This is a genomic window from Sivoneniella epilithica UHCC 1019 (assembly GCF_040830845.1).
GTDB lineage: Bacteria > Cyanobacteriota > Cyanobacteriia > Leptolyngbyales > Leptolyngbyaceae > ULC077BIN1.
Map to the genome: position 1 here is coordinate 1 of NZ_JBFPDP010000005.1, position 21,109 is coordinate 21,109.

Here is a 21,109-nt window from a genome sequence, read left to right on the forward strand (position 1 = left end):
TGAGTTTTGAGTTTTGAGTTTTGAGTTTTGAGTTTTGAGTTTTGAGTTTTGAGTTTTGAGTTTTGAGTTTTGAATTGTAGAAGCTTTACTCAGTCATGGTCACAATCTAAGATCTGTCGCATCTCCATTCAAATTGGTATGACATTAAGGAGGAATAATAATCAACCGGTTTCACTTCCCCTCGCCCCTTGCCCTTCGCCCTTCGCCCTTCGCCCCTTCGCCCCTTCGCCCTTCGCCCTTCCTATGTCTCTCCAAAAATATTCTTCGCCCAAATTGTTAAAACGCCGCAAAAATCTTTGGTTTGAGCGGTTTATGGCGATCGCAGCCGTCACTAATTTGGCACTTGTCACCTTTGATCTTACCTATGTGCCTTGGCGAAACTTTTGGCTGCAAGGGGGGATAGGCATACCCTTAACCAATTTCAAGCTCCATATTCCCGTGCCTACTATTGCGTGCCGCGATCGCTCCGTTGAAACAGGGCAACCCTCACGCACTATCCAGCAGCCAGTGGTGACCTGCCTTTATGACCCCATCAAAGGAATTGAGCCACACCGAGACACCCAAGCTTATTTAGATACCGTTGCTCAGCTTGAGAGCCAGCTTGCCCAAAAAGGACTAGAAGCCGGATTGAAAGATATCGCAGTTCAAGACACCCTGGCGAAACTACGAAAGCTCAGCACCGAGATGATTGAAACCAACCCATTTGGGGCATCCGGCAAAAGTGGTGCCCTCGAAAGAATTAAAAATAGAATCCGAAGTCGGGTGGCTAGTCGGACAAACACTCGGATATCTGCAAGGGAAGCCTTTAATATTTTTTGGAGTACTGACAATCCTAGCTATCCAAACTACCTTTCCCCCACAACCTGGAATGCTGAGATCGATTGGTTCAATCAAGCGATTCAACCCTTGATTCAGACTAATTACTATCGCGGCGTGGATGAAAACGGCAATCCTACCAACCATTTTTGGCTGCTGGATGCCCCATTTATCCTCTTGTTTTTCTTAGAGTTTTTGGCGCGGACTTACCACATCAGCAGGCGCTACTCCAACTTAACTTGGCTCGATGCCATGATTTGGCGCTGGTATGACATTCCGCTGTTCATCCCATTTAGCCTGATTGCGCCCACTTGGGCACTGTTACGGGTGCTGCCCACCACCTTACGACTGCATCAAGCCGAGATGATTAACCTAGAAAATATTCAATCGCGGGCACGGGAAGGGTTTGTGTCAGCGATCGCCAGTGAAATGGTGGAGGTGATTATCGTCCAGGTGATCAACCAAGCTCAGGGGTCAATTCAGCGCGGAGAACTGACTAACTTTCTCCAACGCACCACGTCTCGCCGCTATGTGGATGTGAACAACATCAACGAGATTGAGGCGATCGCAACGCATATGACCCACATGATGGTTCACGAAGTTTTTCCAAAAATTCAGCCCGATCTAGAAGCATTGGTGCGTCATAGCATTGAGACAGTGATGAATCAATCCCCTGCCTATCGAGGATTGCAGGCAATACCCGGCATTGGCGCGGTGCCTGCTCAAATCACCGAAACCTTAGTTCATGATGTCACCCAACTGATCCACAACAGCCTAAAAACCGCCTTAGACGACCCCAAAACCGCAGACTTAGTGGTTCGCTTCGTGCGTAATTTCAGCAGTTCATTTATCCAAGAAGCCCAACAAAATAACCTACAAGAAATGCAATCTCTACTCACTGATCTGCTCGAAGAAATTAAGATCAACTACGTTCAAAACTTGTCGGAAGAAGATATCACGCTGATCCTTGATGAAACCCGCCAGCTACGTCAGGAAGCCACCTAACCCTAAAGGAGCAACGCGATCGCCCCAGCCATTCCTCATAGCCCTCAAGTATCGCGCAACAGCACAGATCAACTGTATTAAAGTTAAAAAGACCCAAACTTCACCCCTTTTACTCCTCCACAATTCAAAACTCAAAACTCAAAACGTCTTATCTTTCCCTTCCACCCCCTCCACCCCCTTACTCTCCCCATGCCCCTCAAATCTTCCCAAATCCTAGCGCTGCTCCAAGAGAAACGAGCCGATTTTGAACGGTTTGATTATACGGCACAGCAAGCTTTTCAGAACTATCGTCAAGCGCTAGCCAAAGCCTCGCAGCAGACGAAACCAGTGATTTTAGAGGGCTTGAGCGACTGTGCCCCCAGCGATCGCGGCGCAGAACCCTTAGAATCGCTGACCAATGATGGAAATTGGGTGAAATCGTTTGGGATAACCTGGCAAAGCCGCGAAGATAGCTATGCTTGGGTGCGCGATCGCCTAACGGATATTGCGACCTTTGCCGTGGATGGCTCCCAAATTTATCCGGGTAAGGATATTTCGATTCCGATCGCGCTGATTCAAATTGGCTGGTTTGAAAACTTTCATTCTGCCGATAGCCGCTACGAAAAAGATATTGACGTGGATGTGATGACTCCCGCTGATCTGAAAGCAAACAGCAGTGGCGATATGCTGAATCAGCAGGTGAATATGCGCCGATTTCAAATGGAAGTGGAGCGCCTCATTCAATATATGGAAGACCGAGCCGGCGATCGCACCTGTCTTGCTTTCTTTGATGGCTCCTTGGTAGTCAGCTTTGCAGACACCTTTGATCCAGCGACGCGAGATTTTTATGTGAAATCTGTTGTGCGGCTGTTGCAGGCAAGCGAACACTATCAAGTGCCCGTAGTTGGCTACATTGACACCAGCTATGCACGGGATTTAACGGTGATGCTGCAACGGGTGTTTAACTTGCCCGATGCCCCTTCGATTCATGATGCACCGCTACTCGGAACCTTCATGCAGTGGGGCGATCGCACGCCGCTGTTTTCCTGTCGGCGTTCTGGTGTTTTACAGGATTACCCAACCGCGATCGCCGAGCGGATCAGTTTTACCTATCTCAAAGCCCATGACGGTTTACCGATTCGCCTAGAGCTACCCCAATGGATTTATGACGCAGGGCGGCTAGAGCAAATCTTAGACTGGGTGCGGGGTGAGGTGATTATTGGCGGCGGCTATCCCTATGTGATCGAAACGGCTGATCAAACCGCTGTTCTCAAAGCTGAAGATAACCAACTGTTTTTTCGCCTGCTGCAAGACTGGGCAAAGGCAGAAGACTTAACCCTGCGCCTCTCCCGCAAAATGGTAAGCAAAGCCCGACGGCGATAGATCACTGGTTGCGGGGTAGTCTAATGGACAATAGGCATAGGCAACCATCCACAGGCGGCAAGCGATGAAACTATTGATTAGTAACGATGACGGTATTTTTTCCCTAGGTATTCGATCGCTGGCAAACACGCTAGCAGAAGCTGGACATGAGGTTTTTGTGGTCTGCCCCGATCGCGAGCGATCGGCAACCGGGCACGGGCTAACGCTCCACCAGCCAATTCGGGCTGAGCGAGTGGAAGCTGGGTTTCATCCCACGATCAACGCATGGGCATGTTCTGGAACTCCCTCAGATTGTGTCAAGCTGGCGCTCTGGGCACTATTAGAAGAGAAACCAGACTTGGTCTTGTCTGGAATTAATCATGGGGCGAACTTGGGCACTGATGTTTTATATTCGGGCACCGTATCTGCGGCAATGGAAGGCGTGATTGAGGGCATTCCGAGTGTTGCGTTTAGCTTAACTAGCTTCTCCTCTCAAGACTTTGTGCCAGCGGCAAATTTTGCACGATCGCTGGTTGCCAAGCTCGAAAAACAGCCGATGCCGCCCTTAATGTTGCTGAATGTCAATGTGCCTGCGGTTAAAGCAGCCGCGATCGCGGGAGTTGCCATTACTCGCCAAGGCTTGCGCCGCTATATTGATGTGTTTGAAAAGCGAGTTGATCCACGGGGTAGAACCTACTATTGGCTAGCAGGAGAAGTTCTAGAAGAGGTAGAAGACTCGTCGGATTTTGCAGACGTGGTTCCTACCGATGTTCAGGCAAATCGGCAAAACTACATCACAATTACGCCACTGCAATACAATCTAACCGCCTCGAAAGGTCTAGAAGGTCTAAAAAATTGGGCAATAGAGCTATCTGCCTATGCACCCTTAATCAGTTGAACTATGATGACACTCAAGCTTAGCGCGTTGGAATTAAGCCGAAATGAAAGTTAACTACTTTCCGCAAAAAGAGAAAGAAATAAGACAAAAAGAAAACTTAGGAAAGATAACTAAACGTTCGCATTGTCGTTCATATGGGTACTTTAAGTGCAAGGTAAGCGCAAGATTGATAAGATCAGAGGACTTCACGCTTTTTGACCCATCCCCAAAACTACATGTGGAATTAATCACCCTAATTAGCGATCTAGATCACTGCCAAAATGACGAATTTCTATAAAGCTGCGTAATAGAGTATTTTCGGATTTTACTGCCTATCCGTGAACGGATTAAATCAGGTTCACCGTTTACCAAGCAGTGTTTACTTGAGAACCCTTATCAAAGTTCACCGAGAGATATCCATGTCCAGCGCGCTAAATCGTTTTGTCATCAACTTTTGGGGAGTCCGGGGGAGTATTTCTTGTCCGGGAGCAAGCACCGTGCGATATGGAGGGAACACTCCCTGTGTGGAGATGCAGGTGGGTGGCAAGCGGTTAATTTTCGACGGGGGGACAGGAATTCGAGTCTTAGGGCGATCGCTGTTATCTGAAATGCCTTTAGAAGCCCATCTATTTTTTACTCATTCCCATTGGGATCACATTCAGGGATTTCCCTTTTTTGTGCCTGCGTTTGTGAAGGGTAACTGCTTTCACATCCACGCCGCGATCGCCCCGGATGGCTCCACCATTGAGAAGCGCCTGAATGACCAAATGCGGCATCCTAATTTTCCAGTGCCGCTGCAAGTGATGGGGGCTGATTTGCAATTCAAAGATTTGCAGATTGGGCAGTCGGTGGCAGTGGGAGATGAAGTGTTGGTAGAAACAGCACTATTGAATCATCCCGGTCAGGCATTAGGCTATCGAGTCAATTGGCAGGGACATGCAGCAGCTTATATCACGGATACGGAGCATTATCCAGATCGGATGGATGAGAACGTGCTAAAGCTGGCACAGAATGCAGATGTGATGATCTACGATGCCACCTATACCGACGACGAATATCATTCAACGCAATCTAGCAAGGTGGGCTGGGGACACTCTACTTGGCAAGAAGCCGTTAAAGTTGCCAAAGCTGCGAATGTGAAAAAACTGGTGATCTTTCATCACGATCCACTGCACGACGACGATTTCCTAGATCAAGTCGGTAGGGATGTGGCTATGGCATTTCCGAATAGCCTTTTGGCGAGAGAAGGCGTTCCGCTTCACATTGCGCCACCTTTTCCTTCCCTAAACGGGGCAAAACCCCTCAAAGAAATTCAGGTTTCTGTCTAATAGCCAAGACGTTCTGTGTCAGAATGTAAAGCGTGTGGATTACTTCATCGATCGCTACAGTTCTCACTCCAACTGCGGTTGCCCTCGGAAATTTTGATGGTGTTCATCAAGGGCATCGGCAGGTGATTCAACCTGTTTTGTCATTTAATCACAGTGAAATTGACAGTGCGATTCGTGAAACGATTCCTATGGGAATTGCGTCGCCTGTTTATTCGACTGTGGTCACCTTTCACCCCCATCCTCAAGAATTTTTTTCGGGGCAGCCGCGCACTTTGCTGACTCCCCTTCCCGAGAAAATAGTTCAGCTAGACGCAATGGGAGTTAAGCAACTAGTATTGTTGCCGTTTGATCGGCAGTTAGCGGCACTGACTCCAGCACAATTTGTCCAAGAGATTTTGGTAGAGCAATTACAGGCTTGCCAAATCAGTATTGGTTCAGATTTTCGATTTGGGCAAAATCGGGCAGGTACGGCAGAAGAACTCCAGGCGATCGCGGCTACCGCAGGGATTGAAGTAAAAATTACCTCGCTAAAGTTGCTAGACGAGAAACGAATCAGCAGTTCTGCGATTCGTGAAGCTTTGCAATCTGGGGATGTTGCGCTTGCCAATTATCTTCTGGGTCGCCCTTATACGCTGGTAGGAACCGTGATTAAAGGTCAACAGCTTGGCAATACTCTAGGCTTTCCTACTGCCAACCTTCAGCTTCCACCCGAAAAATGTCTGCCTCGTTTAGGAGTCTATGCCGTGCGGGTGCATTGGTGCGAAAAGGGCGATCGCCCGCAACCGGGTACAGCTTTTCAACTAGGCGTAATGAACTTGGGCTATCGACCAACAGTAAAAGGCACTCACCTAGTTGCTGAGGTACATCTACTCAACTGGTCAGGGAATCTATATGGGCAAACCCTGTCCGTGAGCTTGGAGCAATTTCTCCGTCCTGAACAAAAATTTGAGTCGCTGGATGCGTTGAAAGCTCAAATTACAGCAGACTGTGATGCAGCGAAATCTGTCCTTTCATAGAAAATGAGTAGAGCGATTCATCCCTTAGTCTGTGTTGCGAGTGTGGCTGAAGTGGTAATCTGCCCTTAATTGTGACTGTACGAGTTTCGCCTAGGACTATATACTTTTGTGCAGTTAAGAACAGCGATCGCTGATCGCATTGAGGAGTAACCATGTACATCGTCCAGATTGCCGCTGAATGTGCCCCTGTAGTGAAAGCCGGAGGCTTGGGCGATGTTGTTTATGGATTGAGCCGCGAGTTGAGCTTACGCGGTCATACGGTAGAAATTATCTTGCCCAAGTATGACTGTATGCGGTATGACCACATTTGGGGCTTGCACGAAGCCTATCAAGATTTGCTGGTGCCTTGGTACGATGGCGTGATTCGCTGCACGGTTCATTGCGGTTGGGTGCATGGGCAACTGTGCTTTTTTATTGAGCCTCTTTCCGAGGATAACTTTTTCAATCGTGGCACCTATTACGGCTGCAAAGATGACAATATGCGATTTGCTTTTTTTAGTAAGGCAGCGCTGGAATTTTTGCTGAGAACCAACAAGCGACCCGATATCTTACATTGCCACGATTGGCAGACTGGGCTGGTTCCCGTTTTGCTATACGAAATTTACAAGTGGCATGGGATGACGAATCAGCGGGTTTGCTATACCATCCACAATTTCAAACATCAGGGCATTGCGGGTGCCGACATGCTGAAGGCGACGGGGCTAAATAATGAAGCCTATTATTTTGAGTACGATCGCCTACGCGACAATTTCAATCCGTTTGTGCTGAATTTTATGAAAGGCGGCATTGTTTATTCCAACTTTGTGACTACGGTTTCGCCGCATCATGCCTGGGAAGCGCATCACGGCGAGTTGGGGTATGGGTTAGGACATACGCTGCATGTCCATCAGCATAAATTTGGTGGCATTCTCAACGGGATTGACTATGAGTTTTGGAACCCAGAGAGCGATCGCTACCTGTCGGCTCATTACACGAAAGACGACCTGACGGGCAAAGCGGCCAATAAAAAAGCGCTGCAAGAGCGCCTCTGGCTAGAAGTTGAAAATAAACCCCTCATTGCCTACATCGGGCGGTTGGATGACCAGAAAGGAATGCACCTGGTTCACCATGCGATGTACTACGCCTTGCATCGCAACGCTCAGTTTGTTCTGCTTGGCTCTGCCACTGAACCCGGCATTAATCAATGGTTTTGGCACGAGAAACGCTGTCTCAACGACAATCCAAACGTCCATTTAGAGCTTGGCTTTAACGAGGAACTATCCCATTTAATCTATGCCGGAGCCGACCTGATTGTAGTGCCGAGCAACTTTGAACCCTGTGGGCTAACTCAAATGATCGGCTTCAAATATGGCACCGTGCCAATTGTGCGGGGTGTGGGCGGCTTGGTGAATACCGTATTCGATCGCGATTATGATCAAACCCATTTGCCCGAAGAACGTAACGGCTATGTGTTTTATCAAACCGACGACTCGGCGCTAGAGTCCGCCATGGATCGGGCGATCGGATTATGGGAAAAATACCCCGATGAATTCCAAGAGCTAGCCGTGCAAGGCATGAACTACGATTATTCATGGAACCATCCCGCCAAAGATTACCTGGAAATCTACGAATTCATTCGTCACAAGTAGATGTAGAGGTGAGGGGCGAGAGGCGAGAGGTGAGAGGCAAGAATTAAAAACTCAAAACTCAAAACTCAAAACTTCTACCCGCACTTCACATCACCTGTTTGAGAGCAGCAATTAAGCGATCGCAGCTTTCCGGTTTGCTGTTGTAGCCCATTAAGCCAACGCGCCAAACTTTTCCGGCTAGTTCGCCTAGACCGCCGCCGATTTCGATGTTGTGTTCGGTCAGCAATTGACGAGCGATCGCTTTGCCATCCACGCCATCGGGAATACAAACGGTCGTTAAGGTTGGCAGGCGAAATTCTTTTTCAACATGCAGGGATAGCCCCAGTTCTGCCAACTGCTGCCACAGATATTCCACGTTAGTTTGGTGGCGCTGCCAGCAAGCCACCAGCCCTTCTTCGGCAACCAATCGCAGCGCTTCCCGCAGACCGTAATACAGGTTAATCGGCGCAGTATGGTGATAGGTATGCTCTGCGCCCCAATATTTGCCGAGCAAGTTGACATCCAGATACCAGTTGGCAACTTTGGTTTTGCGTTGTGCCAGCTTTTCTAAGGCGCGATCGCTCATGGTAAACGGCGACGCACCCGGCGAACAGCCCAACCCTTTTTGGCTACAGCTATAGGCAAGATCCACGCCCCATTCATCCAGGAAAATTGGCACTCCGCCCAAACTGGTCACCGTATCAATCAGTAGCAAGCAACCATACTGGCGGCACAACTCGCCCACGCCTTCCATGGGTTGACGCGCTCCCGTGGAGGTTTCCGCATGAACAAGCGCCAGAATCGCCGGATGATGGGTTTCCAGTGCCGATCGCAATTCTTCCAGGCTAAACACCTGTCCCCACGGTTTGGCGATCGTTTTCACATCGCCGCCATAGCGCCCCGCCATATCCACCAGGCGATTGCCAAAGTAACCCGCTACGCCCACCAGCACCCCATCTCCCGGCTCTACAGAATTGGCGATCGTCGCTTCCATTGCTGCCGTACCCGTGCCGCTGATCGCAAAGGTGACGGCATTTTCGGTTTGCCAAACGTAGCGCAACAGGGATTGAATTTCGCCCATAAGTGCCAAAAACGCTGGATCGAGGTGACCCACTGGCGATAGGCTCATGGCGTGAAGCACGGCGGGATGGGCATTGGAGGGTCCGGGTCCGAGCAGCAGGCGATCGGGGACTTGCAAGGGCGCAAGATTCAAGCGTTGGCGATCGCGAATGGATAAGGTTTGCATCATGACAGCATCATTGGTAGTAGGGCATGATGTTGAGTTTAGCTTTCTCCGGGTGGCGATTGGTGAAAAAGCAAAACACCGCAAGATTAGGAGCGGTAGTTGGTGAGGAATATGGGGCGATCGTTGAAATCTACACGTCTGAAGATATGCAGAAAGATTTCATCCACCCAAAACGTCAGATGCTACGGGAAAATCCTGTTTCTCTACCTGACTAGAGGTGTTATGCGAAAGTTTTCCATCTTAATATTAAGATGCTCAGATATCAGTGATGGCGTAGCTGCAAATTTACTAGTTAGTGTTCAAGCGTTATACTTAGCAATCGATATGTTGCTGCGAGTTACATGACCATCAGTCAGAGAGATATCAAACTTCTTTGGGGTAAGGCTGCAAGCAGATGTGCTTTTCCAAGTTGCAGATGTCAATTAACTCAAGACAGTGAAACCGCTTCGAGCAGCATTACAATTGGTGAGCAGGCACACATTATAGCGAAAGAACTGAATGGTCCTCGTGGTGATAGTCTTCTTTCATCAAAGGAAAGAGACTCTTACGCTAACCTAATTCTTTTATGTCCTACCCACCATACGATTATTGACAAAAATCCAGAGGATTTTTTAGTTGAGAAGCTACAGGCTCTTAAAAATGGTCATGAACTTTGGGTCGATCAAACACTATCTCAAGCATGGGATTTAAAACAGCAAGCTAATGATCTTATTTATGCGAGTTTGATTGATTCAGCAGTTGAATGCTGTCACTTATTTCAATGGAAGCAATGGACATTTGGACCACTAGAACCTATTCCGAGATGGTCTTTTGAGTTGCCAGAAGACTTTCTTAAGTTCCGCCAAAAGGTTTTCAGCACTGATTTTCCTGGTACTTTAATAGAGTTGGAAAGATCGATTAAAACATTAAGCATGTTGCTTCATAAGGCTGCTACTCTTTTTAAGAAACACTGTAAAATTGAGGGAAATAATGATGAAAATCCGTTTTATAGGGGCGTTCAATTTTATAAAATTTCAGAATGGGATACCGAACGATATGACAAATTAAGTCATGAGTTTGATGATTGGGTAGAAGAGTGCCATCAGCTTATTATCGATGCTACAAAAGCAGCAAATTGGTTTAGGGAAGTTGTTAGAAGAGATATCAATCCAATGTTTTTTGCTGCGGAAGGTAAATTTATTGCTACATATCCTTGGTCTAGTGGAGATATGGGACTTTCGCACACATATTTACTGTCAGAATATATGCAACAAGAAAAGGATAGCCTCCCTGACTCTTTATCCGAAGATGAATAGCCTGCGAGGACATTTCAATCTTGCACCCTAGCAGGGGCGACAGCGAATGATCGAAAGCCACTGGTAGGGATGCCAGAGGCATCTGACGCTACTATATTTTGCCGTCAGATTTAGATTTGGATACGATCGCCCCATCACTTCAAACCGCGATCGCGGTCGTATTTTAGGCAGTGAGCAGCGATCTCTTAATTTCGATTGTGCATCGCGATCGCTGAAAACAGACATCAAATTCTCGAAAGAAGTTTGTTTGCCCAAGAATTAAGGGCACCTGAGAGGCTTGTACCCAGGCAAATGCTAGGCGAACTGGCTCCAGGTTCCCAATTTGAATAGGCACAAATAAACCCCGTGCTTCAACCCTTGCAAGATTTCCAGCCAATGGCAAACGAACAGTTTGGTGCTCCCAAATTACACCCAATTGCAGCCCGATATCATAGGGCAATAGATTGACCGTAGATCCAGTATCTAGCAGTGCATTTGCAGAGACAGAAAAGCCTGCATGACTCAGAGTGATGGGGATCGTAGGTAATGCTTCATCGTTAGAAAAAGGAAACTCGATTGTACTAGGCATGAGTAGATGTTTTTTGGTCATCCTGAATCATCTGCATCAGAATGTTTGCGGCTTCTGTTGCGTCGTAGGGTGACCAAACTGGATACTCTGATGCAGAAAAGATAGTTTGTAGTTCAGCGTCTGGAACCTGTGTGGCTAGGAGTTTGAAGAGTGATACTTTGTCTGACTGGCTTAGATTGTTCACCAAAGGAAGTAATTCAGCGAGAGACATGGTTTAAACTCCCAAACCGACACGAATGCATTGATCATAAGCGATCGGTGAGATACGGTCTAACAATTAGCTCGTCAGACTCAATAACCCTGCATCCATCACAGAAACGATGAGACTGCGATCGCTCTTTCACTTCAAACCGCGATCGCGATCGTCTTTTAGTCAGTGAGCAGCGATCGCCCAGGCTAAAATGAAGGGGTACAGCGGAAACGAGGTCAAGCCAATGGCAACTCGGCAACGGCGTTACAGCAAAGAAGAGTTAGCCCGACGGGGGCAAGCACTTTATGAGTCTGGCATTCGGCAGCAAGTCGAAGCGGGAAATGATGGAAAAATAGTGGCGATCGACATCGAAACCGGAGATTTTGAGCTTGATGAAACGGTCGTAGCTGCAACCAATCGGCTATTTGAACGCAATCCTAATGCCCAGCCTTTTGGAATTCGGATTGGACGCCGCGCCGTGTATCACTTTGGTTCGCGAAGCTTAAAGAAGAGTTCATGATACATGGAGTTGTGAATTTGCTGCGAAGCCACACTTTCCCTTGTATTTGGTAACTCATCTGGTCAACGCGGAGTCATCGATACCATAATTGACACCGGATTTGATGGGTTTCTATCTTTACCATCTGAAATTGTCGTTCGCCTTGGGTTGCCTTGGACGATCTCCAATTCGACAACTTTGGCGATGGCAGCGAAGTCCTGTTTGATTTTTACACCGCAACAGTGATCTGGGATGGGCAATACCGCCAGATCGATATCGCAGAATCGGAGACAGAACCCTTGCTCGGAATGGCACTGCTCTACGGTTATCGATTGCAAATTGATAATGTTGAGGGTGGTATCGTTAAGATTGAAGGCTTATGATCTCACTTCAGAGGTGATCGGTGAGATACAGTCTAACAATCCCGTTGCACACCAACCGTACCAAGTCTCTTTGTGAAGCCCGAAAAGTTACTAGCGACGGGTGAATGGGGTCGTTAGCTGGCTCCGCAACCAGTTCTTGCGCTTGTCCTTTGAGGTTGTCTGTCAGTGCGAAAGCGCCCAGAAGAGGGTCGGTGAGGGCGTTACTGAAGGGCGATCGGTGGTAGTTGCCACCTCGCTGCTTTGACAGTCCTATCACGCGCAAAACTGCACTTACCATCCGACTACCCAGACACAGAATCGCTCCACAATCAAAATCTCAGCCTGCTGCCACACCCGATGCGAAAACAACCCACAGAAGCAGGACAGGATAACGGCAATGGGTTCTGGTATAAGTAAACGCAGTATTTGGGGGTGAGACGAACAAGTTCATAGCTGGATTAAGCAACGCCCAAGTTCATCTCATCCCATTCTTCTATGTCAGGCGCTCTATTGCCGCAAGATGGATAAAGTCGAGCTTAGACTCTGACTTTCACTTGAGTCATGTCCAGCATGAGTTGTTCTAGATTTTGAGAATGCATTGCATTGAGGTATTTGTGAGCGATCGCAGGAGTCAATAACTCCAACATCAATTGGTTTTCAATCCAGAACTCAATCACATCAAATAGCCCATCTCGATTACAGGGCAGTACTCGCCATCCTTCTCGTGCAGCGATACGTTCAATCTGTTCCAAATTAGTGGGAACAGAAATTGCAGCGTGAACCGCACTGTAGCTTGTAGAATGAACGGCTTGCTGAAACCAGGCTTGGCGGATCGCCCTGTCCCGGAACAATCACGCTATTGGAGGGGTAGATTTCAATGAGTGTGCCGTGTTCATCGCCTGCCATCACCATGTAGCTATTGGGATTGGGTGGAAAGATCCCCGCTTTGCCATTAAACACCTCTGCTACTACTTGAGCAACGCGAAGCGGATTGTTTGCCGGAATCGAAATGTGGTGAATTATAATGGTCTCTCCTTATGAGAAAAGGGCAATTCAAATCAACTGACAAGTGAAAGCGGATGGGGCGACACAGTTAGGACAATGCAAACTAACTCCAACTTTGTCGCCTACTCGAAGAAATATTAGATGCACTCAGTGATTGAGGCAGAGTGTTCAATTGTTTGCTTCAGGTTTGCAAGACAAAGGCGTTGGGCAGTTTCAAACGGATGCTTAACCAGTGCCAGAAAGACAACATAGGCGAGTACATTTCGCATCTCAAATTCAAACTGCCAGATAGTCTGCGTTCCTGGATTGATGGCTCGATGCAACCATCGACCTGAAGCAGAATGCACAAGCCATGAAAACGGTGGCTTAAATCCACCTAGCAATTTGTAGTCTTGCAGGGTAGGACGTTGAAGCGCGACGATCGTCTCTTCGATCTCGGAACCATCACTGTTTTGCACAATGCGCCTACTGCCCTCGTGCAGGGGTAAACCATCCGTTGTCGTTGCACTCAAAATGGCAGGAATTCCTTGATAGCCTGTGAAGAACTTAGGTAAGTTTTGGCAATCGATCGAACAATCAAACACTTGCTCAATCGGTGCGTCAATGAAAATTTGCACATGGGTTTGAACTTGCATTCAACTTCCCTCCAATAATTGACATGGAACGAACTAGACCGTTCGGTTCGAGTAATTCAATATTAGACTGATTGGTTCGGTTGCAAGTCCCCCGATCTGATAGTTTTTAGACCGTACTGTACGGTAGGATTGAATAGGTTCTTTCAGGTTGTGCTATGTCCAAAGAAACCAGGCAATCTGCCAAAGCAGAACAAATTTTGCAGGGAGCCTTGCAAGAATTTTTGCGAGATGGTTATGCTGCTACCAGCATGGCTCGGATTGCAGCAACCGCAGGAGTATCGAAGGAAACACTCTACAGTTACTTTGAAAGTAAGGAAAAGCTCTTTGCGGCGATCGTGCAGTACACTGCCGAACAGCATCTCCAACAGGTATTTGCCTCGGAGTCATTGCCATCTGATCCGATAGAACAATTGCGATTACTTACCGCGAAGAGCATTACCCCTGAAAATCTTGACCCGATGCGAATGAACTTTTATCGGCTGATTGTAGGCGAATCGGGGCGGTTTCCTGATGTAGCTCGGTTCTATGTTGAGCATTTTGAAAAACCAGGTTTGGAGGTTTCAACAAACATTTTGCAAGCGGCTCCTCAACTTCGCAGTTCTGATCCTGAAGCTGTTGCCTGGATCATTTCTGGGACGTTGAGCCACTACTATCAAATGATGGAGATGCTGCAAGGTAAAGACATCCTGGATATGACCTTCGATCGCCTGGTAGAAGCTTTAATTGAACTCTTATTTGGCGATCGCTGATTAAATCTTGGAAGGGTGGATAAGGGGAAATTTGTAGTGTGGAGAGAGTTAGTGATTAGCGAGATTTTTCAGACGATCGCGAATTTTGCTGAGTTGCGTTTGAGAATCGACGGGCGATCGCGGTTGCGGAATCTCGGTATTGGGCCACCCCTCTACATCAACACAGGGGCATTCCAATGAAGCAACGCCAACGCTTTTCAACGGCATGGGCATGGCACACCGAGAACAGGGATTAATTTCCCAGGCTGGAGTCAACAGTTCAGCGATAGTTTCCTGAGTGCCTTCTAAATAGCAATTTTTGGATTCAGCTAAAATCTGTTGCCAAGCTGCTTCAAACTCTGGACTGTAATGATTTCCTTGAATCACGGTTTTGGGTAGCAACGGCGATTGCTCAGATTGAAACGCGACTCCTTTGCCGAGTTGAAACCAGTAAGCAAGATATTCTTTGATTTGCTCAGAAGATGCCATAAAAAATATCCAAACTAAAAAGTGGGGGGAGGAGAGTTTTGAGTTCTAAGTTTTGAGTTTTAAGGTAAAAAGGCAGTGCTTTTTCAAAAAATTTGTCGCGTTTCATTTGTCGCGTTTCAATTTTTGTGGTGAACTCATTGTTCTCTACCTTGGCTTAAAAATTGTCTACCTTTAGGTTAATGTGCTTATCATGCTTGTGACAGGTTTAAAGTTGCACTTATTAAGCTGTGAAACTATCTTAAGTTTCTGTTCACCTTTGCTGGAGCGGGATGCCTAGCTGACTCAAATCTAGCGCATAGCCAGCGGTGACAAGGTAGACTGTATCGGCGATCGCCCCAATCTGGCGGGTGAGATGACCCAAACGATCGCGAAAGGTGCGTCCTAGCGGATAGGCAGGCACTACGCCCCAACCCGTTTCTTCGGCAACTAAAATGACGGTGTTTGAGGTGGATTGAAGACTGATCAGCAGAGTTTGCGTTGTTTTTTCCCAGTCTTCTTCGGGTTGATCTAAATAGTTTGCCAGCCAAGTGCCCACAGAATCGACCAGTAGGCAATGAGCGGCAGGTGCGGTATGAATTGCCGCCGCCAAGTGGAGCGGTACGGCTTGAGTGATCCAGTGTTTAGGACGGCGATCTCGGTGGCGTTGAACCCGCGCTTGCCAGTCTAAATCAGTCGGATCAAGTTGAGAAGTTGCTACATAAATCACCGGATCACCGACCTGAGCCGCGAGTTTTTCTGCCCATTCACTCTTGCCCGAACGACTCGGTCCAGTCACCAAAACGAGATGTCTTGACATAAAACTCTTAAAAAGTGTTGAAAATTGTGCATGACCAGGCTGCAAATCGCTGATTCAGGTGTTTACTATAGACGGGATGGTTTAAAAGTTGCCGTTAGTTTCGGAAGTAAGAGAGTAGGTTGTGATGAAACCAGATCTGAAACGAATAGAAGCTGCCCTCCAGCACATGGATGTTCACACAGTAGAGCAGTCCCCATCCGCTGAACCGTGGACAACAGAACCCAATTTATCGTTGTCATTCTACTCGACAAATTACGAGATTTCAGCAGAAGGGGCGATCGCGGAGCCTTTTTCCATGCCTTTTGGCACTCATTCCCCAGCAACGCCTGCTCTGAATTTGCCAGTCAATGCGGCTCTCGCGCTTAGCTTATTGCAAGAAATGCAAACGACTGTAGGCAGTTGGCAAATTATCTTACAAACGCTAATTCAACAGATTCAGACGATTTATGACGAAGGACCGATGATTGATGGCTGGTTGGAAACTCAGGAAAACAGCGATGGCTATCGGCTCTGCGGACTGAGCGAAGCAGGGCAGCCTTGGTTTCGAGATTGTCCGGCAGAACAGGTGCCCGATGTGAGTTTGGCGATCGCTCGCTACCAGCGGTTTCAACATATTTTGCATCGTAAACACCAGTTAGAGAGCCGCTTAGCTCACCTTACTGAAACTTTGATCGAGCTACACGGACAAGCGATCAACTCAGAACCCTGATCCATTCAAATCTTTCACCTGTTATAAAGTTTCACCTGTTATCAAGAGGCGCTGTTTCTATTTATTGCATCTCACATCGCACAACACTGCTATGACTGCTACTCAAGTTTCTGCTGAACCTCAGCTTAATACGCCTGCTTCTATTCGGCAGATTATCCAAGATGCCTGCGATCGCGGAGCTTCCGTGGTGTATCTACAAATGGGTCGCCCGCCGTTTTATCGCATCAATGGCGAAATGCAACCTCAAGGGCATTTTGCTACACTCACCGCTGATCTCTTTCAGCACTATCTTCAAGAAGTGCTTTCGCCCCAGCAAATTCAGCACTATGCCACTACCCGCAAGCTGGATAGCGATGTGCGAATTCCGGGATTTATGCAGGGACGGGTGATTTGTGCGCCTACGGCTCAGGGCACTGATTCACTGCGGCTCTACAGCATCAGCCTAGATGAACCAGATGCAGAAGTCCTGAAACATGGCACTATCCACGGCATGGTAGAAGATGCCTTCAAACAAAAGGCTTCAGATATTCATCTCCAAGTGGGTGAAGCGCCCCGATTTCGGATTCAAGGAAAAATGGTCATTCAGGCATCCTATGGTCGAGTGACGATCGCCCAGTTTGATGATTTTTTGGATGAACTGCTGACTCCTGACCAGCGAGAAAAGTTTCAAGTTTCTCAAGAGTTAGACACCGCTGTTTTATATGAAGGATTAGTGCGGTGTCGAGTCAACTGCGCCCAATCGATGATGGGCGGCTCGATGGTGCTGCGGTTAATTTCCTTGGCTGTGCCGACCCTAAAAGAGCTAAATTTGCCTGCGGTGCTGGGCTATCTAGCCGAAGAACGGCAAGGTTTAGTATTAATTACGGGATCGGTTAACTCCGGCAAATCGACTTCTCTGGCGGCAATGTTGCGGCATGTGAATGACTCGTATCCCCGTAAAATTGTCACCATTGAAGACCCGATCGAGTATGTGCATACATCCAATCAGGCATTATTTACCCAGCGAGAAGTAGGACTACACACGCAAGAATTTAAAGATGCACTGCGGGCAGCGCTGCGCCAAGACCCCGATATTATCCTGATTGGAGAAATGCGCGATCGCGAAACCGTAGACACTGCCATTCGCGCCTCCTTAACCGGACACCTCGTTCTAGGCACCTTGCATACCAAGGGAGCCGTAAACGCCTTCAAGCGCCTGCTGAATTTTTACAGCCCCGAAGAGCAGGAAACCGTTCGCACTCAAATTGTGGATGCCCTCAAAGCAGTGATTGCTCAATCCCTGGTGCCCACGACCCAAGGGGGACGCACCGCCGCTCTAGAAATTATGGTCAACACGGCAACCATTCGCGACTATTTGCTGAAGGGCAGTTTTGATGATATTCATCTGCTGATGGAAGAAGGCGTGGATAGTAGCCAAACCCTTAACCAGGCGTTGTATGACTTACACGAAGCCGGCACAATCAATACCGTAGATGCGCTATCGGCATCCCTAGCTCCTGATGATCTTGCCTACATGTTAAAAAACTTTGTCCGTAGATCGAGCCGTTCGGGGTTGATGACAACCGATTACAACAATCGTTCGGCTTCGTAGAGGAAAAAGGTTTAAGTTTTGAGTTTTGGGTTTTGAGTTTCTTCCACCCCTCCACGCCTCTACCCTTAAACCACTAGCGCCCGAATCACTGCGATCGCGACTTGACAGAAATATTGCCGACGAAACTGGTCTTCTTTGACTGCGCTGAAAAAGCTTTGAACCGCTTCATTTAGGGCTGGAGTCGTTTCTGTTGGCGCGGTGTCCGTCGCGAGTCCTGTGGAAAGCTTCGCTAACGCTTCAGGAATTGCCTTACCTACAATCGCAAAGGCTTGATCGTGGTGATGAACTTCAAAATTGAGCAGTGTTAGGGTTTTGAAGCCAAGCTGTAAGCTGCGATCGCTCAGTTCCAATTTGTCTAGCAATTGCTGCCGAGTTGCAGTCTTTCCGGTACGGCTGAGGTATTTGGCAATGCCGACCAAGGTTTGCCACGTAGTCATAGGCGAATGAGGTATGGGTAGGGTGTAGGAGATCGCTAGCGATCGCTGTTCCTGTTCGGCACGTCGAAACCACACCTGCAACTCTGTCCAGCTAGTGGGAACCTGCCGGAGGATCAGCGGCATTCTTCCTATCGCTTCCTGTCGCTGGATTTCTGTAGCAAGGGTCGCCTGATCCAATCTTCGCCAATCCAACAGCCCATCCTTCAGAGGGCTAGAGTCTTGTTGCTGAATCGATTCCCGTGGGCGAACTGCCACAATCCGCACCTCATATCGACGCTCATAGGTATTGCTATCCAACTCAACGACTACATCACAACGCTCTTGGGGAATTTCATCGCGATAATGTCCCCACCACACGCCAGGAAAGGACTGCTCGGTGGAATCATCCCGCAGTTCAAACTCCGTTTTGATGTATTGCACCTTGCCGCCGCGCCGATCCTGGATGTTCTTATTCCAGGCTTTTTCAAACCAGCAGTTTTGAATCAGCAATTTTGGACTGGGATTGCCCATGCCACAGGGTTCCAGTAGTTTTAGCTCGTGAAATAGTTCCTTACCAAGCTCTGCCACCGTCACGGTTAGATCGATTAGTAGGGAGGGGGCGATCGCCCCTGCTTCCACCTGTCGCAACTCCTGATTAATCGCCTCCATAAACAGCGGCACATTCTCCACGGGCAAACTCAGCCCCGCCGCAAATGGATGTCCCCCAAACCGATGCAGCAAATGCGCCTGCCCCTTCACCAATTGATACAGATCAATGTTGTTCACCGACCGCGCCGAACCACGAGCAAGAGGAGTTTGAAGTTTGGAGTTCGGAGTTCGGAATGGAGGTTTCAGGTTTCGGGCTTCAGGTTTTAGATGCTCAGAAAACTCTGCCTCCTGTTCCCTATTCCCTGTCCCCTGTTCCCTGTTCCCTATTCCCTGCTCCCCTTCTGTGCTAAGCAAAATTGTCGGTCTGCCATACTCTTGGGCAATCTGTCCAGCGACGAGTCCCAGCACGCCGAGGTGCCATTGCTCGTCGGCAAGCACAATCACACGGGTGGTAGACAGGTCGAGTTGGGCAATCCGCGCGGCGACTTGTTGCACCACTTCTTTTTGTAAGGCTTTGCGACGGGCGTTCGCGAGTTCAGTGGCTTCGGCAAGCTGGGTACAGAGGTGCCTATCTTGGCTGGTCAGCAGTTCCACACAAAAATGAGCATCTCCTTGAATGCGGCTGACGGCATTGATTCGAGGACCTAAACCAAAGGAAACATCGGTAGGGCGATCGCCTGTGCGCTTACAAAACTCCAGCAGTTTCGCCACACCAGGGCGAGTCATCGTTAGCGGATTACTTTGTTTCTGCAATTGTTCAATGCCCACCTGCGCCAGATAGCGACAGTCGCCCTTCAGTTCCACTAAGTCTGCAATCAGCCCGATCGCCACCAGATCCAGCAGTTCAACCAAGGGTTTCTGCGGCACCCCCGGCAGGGTTTCATACAGCGCTTCTACGAGTTTGTAAGCAACAGCTACACCCGACAAACTCGCTAAGGGATGAGTGGTTTCCAAATAGCGTGGATTAATAATGGCAACAACGGGAGGGCGATCGCTGGGTAAAGTGTGGTGATCGGTAATAATTACGTCCATGCCAAACTCGCGGGCGATCGCGATCTCTTCCAGGTTGGTGCTGCCCGTATCACAGGTTACGATCAAGCGACAGCCTTGACTGTGCAAATATTCCAACCCTTGTCGAGATAGCCCATGAGACTCCGTTAGGCGATTAGGGATGTAATAGAGCAACGTTTTGTGTGGGGTAAAAAATTGCCCTAACCCATCCCACAACACCGCCGTTGCCGTCACGCCATCCGCATCAAAATCGCCCCAAATTGCCACAGTTTCTTGAGTGTGCCGCGCTTGCTTGAGTCGGGCGATCGCCCAATTCATCTCCTCCCCAAAGGCAAATGGACTTGTTGGCACATAGTCCGCCGGATTCAAATATCCTGCAAGCTGATCTAAATCCTGAATCCCACGCTGCCAAAGCAACTGCGCCAAATATCCGCGACTGGTGGTCACGATTTGCTTGACCGCCCCCAAAAAACAATCCGGCGGCACGGACGTTTGAACTTGCCATTGAAGGGGCTGATTTGACATAGACCTCCTTACCAGAAAAGCGGCAGTTTTGTAAATAATGGCTACAACTTCCTGCCTCTTAAATGATGCGCTGAATGATTTTTTGCGTCAATGTGAGAACCCATGGCGTGATGTCCATCACCCCAAAACACTCGATTTTGACTAGTCATGCACTAAACAGAAACCTAATTTACATTACACTGCCAAAATCATCTATCAAGCTACAAAGCGACTATTTTTTAGAGAAAGTATTGTCAAAAACTTTTGTAGCTTCCAATTTAAATAAACTGTAAAAACTATAAATAGAGCATAAACACTGTAAATTGCATTTATAAAGTTATCTACCAATGCTGTCAAAGCGAGATGGCGTATGGCAATGACCGATCGACCGATCAGACGGTCGATTTGCATTCTTGGGGATTGTAAAGTGACTTAAAAGAAGAATATAGTGTGTTGAGCAATTGAC

At 48.1% G+C, this 21,109-nt stretch carries 23 protein-coding genes; 13 read left to right on the plus strand and 10 right to left on the minus strand.

Going from position 1 to position 21,109, the window contains the following annotated elements; translation table 11 throughout:
- Positions 1-243: 243 nt before the first annotated feature.
- From AB3R30_RS04545 to glgA, 6 genes are all read left to right on the plus strand, one after another.
- On the plus strand, positions 244-1,821 hold the full coding sequence (locus AB3R30_RS04545; RefSeq protein ID WP_458647957.1) for a hypothetical protein: 1,578 nt from the start codon (positions 244-246) through the stop codon (positions 1,819-1,821).
- A 189-nt stretch (positions 1,822-2,010) separates the two neighbouring features.
- Positions 2,011-3,183 (plus strand): DNA double-strand break repair nuclease NurA, encoded by a 1,173-nt coding sequence (locus AB3R30_RS04550; protein WP_458647958.1) that lies wholly within the window; start codon positions 2,011-2,013, stop codon positions 3,181-3,183.
- Between the two features lie 64 nt (positions 3,184-3,247).
- Positions 3,248-4,060: a 5'/3'-nucleotidase SurE gene (surE, locus tag AB3R30_RS04555; protein ID WP_458647959.1), complete on the plus strand. Its 813-nt coding sequence runs from the start codon at positions 3,248-3,250 to the stop codon at positions 4,058-4,060.
- 398 nt (positions 4,061-4,458) lie between these two features.
- Positions 4,459-5,367: an MBL fold metallo-hydrolase gene (locus AB3R30_RS04560; protein WP_458647960.1), complete on the plus strand. Its 909-nt coding sequence runs from the start codon at positions 4,459-4,461 to the stop codon at positions 5,365-5,367.
- Between the two features lie 32 nt (positions 5,368-5,399).
- A complete protein-coding gene (locus tag AB3R30_RS04565) occupies positions 5,400-6,383 on the plus strand; it encodes a bifunctional riboflavin kinase/FAD synthetase (RefSeq protein WP_458647961.1) in 984 nt (327 codons plus the stop codon).
- Positions 6,384-6,535: 152 nt separating this feature from the next.
- Positions 6,536-8,011 carry a glycogen synthase GlgA gene (glgA, locus tag AB3R30_RS04570; protein ID WP_458647962.1) on the plus strand — a complete coding sequence of 492 codons (1,476 nt, stop codon included), beginning with the start codon at positions 6,536-6,538 and terminating at the stop codon, positions 8,009-8,011.
- An 85-nt stretch (positions 8,012-8,096) separates the two neighbouring features.
- Here the strand turns inward: glgA and AB3R30_RS04575 are convergent, their stop codons facing one another.
- A complete protein-coding gene (locus AB3R30_RS04575; RefSeq protein WP_458647963.1) occupies positions 8,097-9,239 on the minus strand; it encodes an alanine--glyoxylate aminotransferase family protein in 1,143 nt (380 codons plus the stop codon).
- Between the two features lie 23 nt (positions 9,240-9,262).
- Here AB3R30_RS04575 and AB3R30_RS04580 point away from each other — a divergent pair, with 23 nt between their 5' ends.
- Positions 9,263-9,451, plus strand: coding sequence for a hypothetical protein (locus tag AB3R30_RS04580; protein WP_458647964.1), 189 nt, complete (start codon positions 9,263-9,265; stop codon positions 9,449-9,451).
- A gap of 126 nt (positions 9,452-9,577) precedes the next feature.
- Positions 9,578-10,531 carry an HNH endonuclease gene (locus tag AB3R30_RS04585; RefSeq protein ID WP_458647965.1) on the plus strand — a complete coding sequence of 318 codons (954 nt, stop codon included), beginning with the start codon at positions 9,578-9,580 and terminating at the stop codon, positions 10,529-10,531.
- Between the two features lie 163 nt (positions 10,532-10,694).
- Here AB3R30_RS04585 and AB3R30_RS04590 read toward each other — a convergent pair whose 3' ends face one another.
- Genes AB3R30_RS04590 through AB3R30_RS04600 form a run of 3 tightly spaced genes read right to left on the minus strand, consistent with a single transcriptional unit; the run spans position 10,695 to position 11,548 of the window.
- Entirely contained in the window at positions 10,695-11,099 is a 405-nt protein-coding gene (locus AB3R30_RS04590; RefSeq protein ID WP_458647966.1) for an aspartyl protease family protein, read from the minus strand.
- Positions 11,092-11,310, minus strand: a complete 219-nt coding sequence (locus tag AB3R30_RS04595; protein ID WP_458647967.1) for a hypothetical protein — start codon at positions 11,308-11,310, stop codon at positions 11,092-11,094. The genes AB3R30_RS04590 and AB3R30_RS04595 overlap by 8 nt, the downstream gene beginning before the upstream one ends.
- Before the next feature lie 34 nt (positions 11,311-11,344).
- Entirely contained in the window at positions 11,345-11,548 is a 204-nt protein-coding gene (locus tag AB3R30_RS04600; protein WP_458647968.1) for a hypothetical protein, read from the minus strand.
- On the opposite strand from AB3R30_RS04600, the gene AB3R30_RS04605 reads away from it, so the two are divergent.
- A complete protein-coding gene (locus tag AB3R30_RS04605) occupies positions 11,534-11,809 on the plus strand; it encodes a hypothetical protein (RefSeq protein ID WP_458647969.1) in 276 nt (91 codons plus the stop codon). The genes AB3R30_RS04600 and AB3R30_RS04605 overlap by 15 nt on opposite strands.
- Before the next feature lie 152 nt (positions 11,810-11,961).
- Positions 11,962-12,171: a hypothetical protein gene (locus AB3R30_RS04610; protein ID WP_458647970.1), complete on the plus strand. Its 210-nt coding sequence runs from the start codon at positions 11,962-11,964 to the stop codon at positions 12,169-12,171.
- Between the two features lie 7 nt (positions 12,172-12,178).
- Here the strand turns inward: AB3R30_RS04610 and AB3R30_RS04615 are convergent, their stop codons facing one another.
- The 3 genes from AB3R30_RS04615 to AB3R30_RS04625 all read right to left on the minus strand — a co-directional run bounded on the left by AB3R30_RS04615 (position 12,179) and on the right by AB3R30_RS04625 (position 13,790).
- On the minus strand, positions 12,179-12,448 hold the full coding sequence (locus tag AB3R30_RS04615) for a hypothetical protein (RefSeq protein ID WP_458647971.1): 270 nt from the start codon (positions 12,446-12,448) through the stop codon (positions 12,179-12,181).
- Positions 12,449-12,686: 238 nt separating this feature from the next.
- Positions 12,687-13,001 (minus strand): hypothetical protein, encoded by a 315-nt coding sequence (locus AB3R30_RS04620; RefSeq protein WP_458647972.1) that lies wholly within the window; start codon positions 12,999-13,001, stop codon positions 12,687-12,689.
- Positions 13,002-13,292: 291 nt separating this feature from the next.
- A complete protein-coding gene (locus tag AB3R30_RS04625; protein WP_458647973.1) occupies positions 13,293-13,790 on the minus strand; it encodes an SRPBCC family protein in 498 nt (165 codons plus the stop codon).
- Between the two features lie 155 nt (positions 13,791-13,945).
- On the opposite strand from AB3R30_RS04625, the gene AB3R30_RS04630 reads away from it, so the two are divergent.
- On the plus strand, positions 13,946-14,539 hold the full coding sequence (locus tag AB3R30_RS04630; RefSeq protein ID WP_458647974.1) for a TetR/AcrR family transcriptional regulator: 594 nt from the start codon (positions 13,946-13,948) through the stop codon (positions 14,537-14,539).
- 48 nt (positions 14,540-14,587) lie between these two features.
- Here AB3R30_RS04630 and AB3R30_RS04635 read toward each other — a convergent pair whose 3' ends face one another.
- Positions 14,588-15,007, minus strand: a complete 420-nt coding sequence (locus AB3R30_RS04635) for a hypothetical protein (RefSeq protein ID WP_458647975.1) — start codon at positions 15,005-15,007, stop codon at positions 14,588-14,590.
- Positions 15,008-15,257: 250 nt separating this feature from the next.
- Positions 15,258-15,803 (minus strand): bifunctional adenosylcobinamide kinase/adenosylcobinamide-phosphate guanylyltransferase, encoded by a 546-nt coding sequence (gene cobU / locus AB3R30_RS04640; RefSeq protein WP_458647976.1) that lies wholly within the window; start codon positions 15,801-15,803, stop codon positions 15,258-15,260.
- Between the two features lie 124 nt (positions 15,804-15,927).
- Here cobU and AB3R30_RS04645 point away from each other — a divergent pair, with 124 nt between their 5' ends.
- Together AB3R30_RS04645 and AB3R30_RS04650 are read left to right on the plus strand one after the other, a co-directional pair.
- Positions 15,928-16,512 (plus strand): hypothetical protein, encoded by a 585-nt coding sequence (locus AB3R30_RS04645; RefSeq protein WP_458647977.1) that lies wholly within the window; start codon positions 15,928-15,930, stop codon positions 16,510-16,512.
- 91 nt (positions 16,513-16,603) lie between these two features.
- Positions 16,604-18,103 carry a type IV pilus twitching motility protein PilT gene (locus tag AB3R30_RS04650; protein WP_458647978.1) on the plus strand — a complete coding sequence of 500 codons (1,500 nt, stop codon included), beginning with the start codon at positions 16,604-16,606 and terminating at the stop codon, positions 18,101-18,103.
- Positions 18,104-18,168: 65 nt separating this feature from the next.
- Here AB3R30_RS04650 and AB3R30_RS04655 read toward each other — a convergent pair whose 3' ends face one another.
- A complete protein-coding gene (locus AB3R30_RS04655) occupies positions 18,169-20,664 on the minus strand; it encodes a single-stranded-DNA-specific exonuclease RecJ (RefSeq protein ID WP_458647979.1) in 2,496 nt (831 codons plus the stop codon).
- Positions 20,665-21,109 lie beyond the last annotated feature (445 nt).

Excerpts from the sequence above, each read along its gene's own strand:
- glgA (WP_458647962.1), top strand. The coding sequence starts at position 6,536 with ATGTACATCGTCCAGATTGCCGCTGAATGTGCCCCTGTAGTGAAAGCC.
- AB3R30_RS04585 (WP_458647965.1), top strand. The coding sequence starts at position 9,578 with ATGACCATCAGTCAGAGAGATATCAAACTTCTTTGGGGTAAGGCTGCA.
- AB3R30_RS04645 (WP_458647977.1), top strand. The coding sequence starts at position 15,928 with ATGAAACCAGATCTGAAACGAATAGAAGCTGCCCTCCAGCACATGGAT.
- AB3R30_RS04605 (WP_458647969.1), top strand. The coding sequence starts at position 11,534 with ATGGCAACTCGGCAACGGCGTTACAGCAAAGAAGAGTTAGCCCGACGG.
- AB3R30_RS04630 (WP_458647974.1), top strand. The coding sequence starts at position 13,946 with ATGTCCAAAGAAACCAGGCAATCTGCCAAAGCAGAACAAATTTTGCAG.
- cobU (WP_458647976.1), bottom strand. The coding sequence starts at position 15,803 with ATGTCAAGACATCTCGTTTTGGTGACTGGACCGAGTCGTTCGGGCAAG.
- AB3R30_RS04615 (WP_458647971.1), bottom strand. The coding sequence starts at position 12,448 with ATGGTAAGTGCAGTTTTGCGCGTGATAGGACTGTCAAAGCAGCGAGGT.
- AB3R30_RS04580 (WP_458647964.1), top strand. The coding sequence starts at position 9,263 with ATGATGTTGAGTTTAGCTTTCTCCGGGTGGCGATTGGTGAAAAAGCAA.
- AB3R30_RS04575 (WP_458647963.1), bottom strand. The coding sequence starts at position 9,239 with ATGATGCAAACCTTATCCATTCGCGATCGCCAACGCTTGAATCTTGCG.
- surE (WP_458647959.1), top strand. The coding sequence starts at position 3,248 with ATGAAACTATTGATTAGTAACGATGACGGTATTTTTTCCCTAGGTATT.
- AB3R30_RS04560 (WP_458647960.1), top strand. The coding sequence starts at position 4,459 with ATGTCCAGCGCGCTAAATCGTTTTGTCATCAACTTTTGGGGAGTCCGG.
- AB3R30_RS04650 (WP_458647978.1), top strand. The coding sequence starts at position 16,604 with ATGACTGCTACTCAAGTTTCTGCTGAACCTCAGCTTAATACGCCTGCT.
- AB3R30_RS04590 (WP_458647966.1), bottom strand. The coding sequence starts at position 11,099 with ATGCCTAGTACAATCGAGTTTCCTTTTTCTAACGATGAAGCATTACCT.
- AB3R30_RS04550 (WP_458647958.1), top strand. The coding sequence starts at position 2,011 with ATGCCCCTCAAATCTTCCCAAATCCTAGCGCTGCTCCAAGAGAAACGA.
- AB3R30_RS04545 (WP_458647957.1), top strand. The coding sequence starts at position 244 with ATGTCTCTCCAAAAATATTCTTCGCCCAAATTGTTAAAACGCCGCAAA.
- AB3R30_RS04625 (WP_458647973.1), bottom strand. The coding sequence starts at position 13,790 with ATGCAAGTTCAAACCCATGTGCAAATTTTCATTGACGCACCGATTGAG.
- AB3R30_RS04595 (WP_458647967.1), bottom strand. The coding sequence starts at position 11,310 with ATGTCTCTCGCTGAATTACTTCCTTTGGTGAACAATCTAAGCCAGTCA.
- AB3R30_RS04635 (WP_458647975.1), bottom strand. The coding sequence starts at position 15,007 with ATGGCATCTTCTGAGCAAATCAAAGAATATCTTGCTTACTGGTTTCAA.
- AB3R30_RS04655 (WP_458647979.1), bottom strand. The coding sequence starts at position 20,664 with ATGTCAAATCAGCCCCTTCAATGGCAAGTTCAAACGTCCGTGCCGCCG.